Annotated in this window: 1 protein-coding gene and 1 pseudogene; one reads left to right on the top strand and one right to left on the bottom strand. The window is 62.3% G+C overall.

The features are described 5' to 3' along the window. The first annotated feature begins 122 nt into the window (after positions 1-122). Positions 123-437: pseudogene (gene rhaM / locus WCB02_RS23765) on the top strand (L-rhamnose mutarotase). Positions 438-726: 289 nt separating this feature from the next. Here the strand turns inward: rhaM and WCB02_RS23760 are convergent. After that, a complete protein-coding gene (locus WCB02_RS23760; protein ID WP_423961991.1) occupies positions 727-1,536 on the bottom strand; it encodes an IclR family transcriptional regulator in 810 nt (269 codons plus the stop codon). Positions 1,537-1,577: the final 41 nt, after the last annotated feature.

The raw sequence follows: 1,577 nt of genomic DNA, 5'->3' as shown, positions 1-1,577 counted from the left end.
GGCGGCGCGCGCCGCTCGATCACCACGCAGAGCCTGCGCGACCTGGCGGAGCGGTTCGGCGTCCGTCCGCTGGAGTCGGCCCTCGAACTCGAAAGCTGGATCTAGCCGGGGGAGAATGCGCGATGATCCGCAAGGCTTTTCTGATGTCGGTCGATCCGGCCGCGCACGATGAATACAGGAAGCGGCACGACGAGGTCTGGCCGGACCTTCAGTCCGTTCTCACGGCGCACGGGGCGCATAACTACTCGATCTACCTGGATTGCAAGCGCAGTCTCCTGTTCGGCTACGTCGAAGTCGAAAGCATCGAGCGGTGAGACGCGATCGCGACCACCGACGCGTGTCGGCGGTGGTGGGAGTACATGCGGGACATCATGCCTTCCAATCCGAACGGCAGCCCGGTTTCCGAGGATCTGGAGGAGGTTTTCCATCTGGCCTGAATCCGTGGCGCGTCCGTAGCTTGTTTGGCCGCGGCCAAGTCCCCCTGCTCCTGCAAGACGGCGTGGTAAAGACCCTGGATCTGGCGCCCTGCGGACGCCGACGCCGGAGCAAAAGAGGAGTAAGTGGAGCCGCCTTGATGGCGGGGTCGTAAAACTTCGCATATGTGGCATTCGTTCGCCGAATGGGAGACGAACGTGCCCATGGCGCTGCTTGCACTCCGCCTGAGCGCCTGAGCTCCTCACCCTTCGATCCTTGCCCCGGGTCGAACGCGACCAATCGCAAAGAGGCTCAGACGTCTGCGCCGAGCCGACTGGATATCTTCCGGGCGATCTCGCGCACGTTGGTGACGATCTTCTCGATCTCCGGCTCGTCGAAGTCGCGCTTCGGCAGACTCACGGCGAGGCCAGCGATCGGGCGATTGCGGGAGTTCAGGACCGGGTAGCCGAAGCACACCATGCCTTCAAGCACGCCTTCGTCGTCCATCGTGTAACCGCGCTTGCGGCAGGCGTCGATGTCCTTGAGCAAGAGATCGAGGGTCTTCGGGCTTCGCGCCGTCAGAGGCGCCGGAAAACCCTCGCCGAACAGACGCTTCACCTCGAAGTCGCTCATGTAGCTGAGAAACGCCTTTCCTGTCGCCGTGAACGCCGCAGGCAAGCGCATGCCGACCCTGAATTCGAAGCTTGGCAGAAAATGCGAATTGCGCGCGGCGATGTAGACGACCTCGGTCCCCTCCAGCACCGAAAGCGTGATCGTCGCACCGGGAAACTGCGTTCCCTCGTCCCAGATCGTGGCGAATTCCGCCGCCACGTCCGACCGCTCCGAAAACGCGTTCGCCCAGCGCATGAAGTGGGAACCGAGATGAAAGCTCTGGTCCGAGCGGCGAATCAGAAGATTGAGATGCGCAAGCGTGGCGCACAGCGTGTGCGCGCTGCTCTTGGCGATGCCGATTTGTCGCGCAATCTCCGATGCGCTCAGACCCTGAGGCGATTTCGAAACGAGATCCAAGATCTGGCAAGCGCGTTCGACCGCGGGAACCAGTCCGCGACCGTCCTTGGTGGCCGCTTCAGCGGCCTCCCCCCCATCTTGCGACGCTGACATTTCGCTTGCCGTTGATTCTTCTTTATGGCTAGATGCTATTC

The organism is Bradyrhizobium sp. (assembly GCF_049581145.1).
Lineage (GTDB): Bacteria > Pseudomonadota > Alphaproteobacteria > Rhizobiales > Xanthobacteraceae > Bradyrhizobium.
This window is presented reverse-complemented; position numbering and strand designations above follow the sequence as displayed.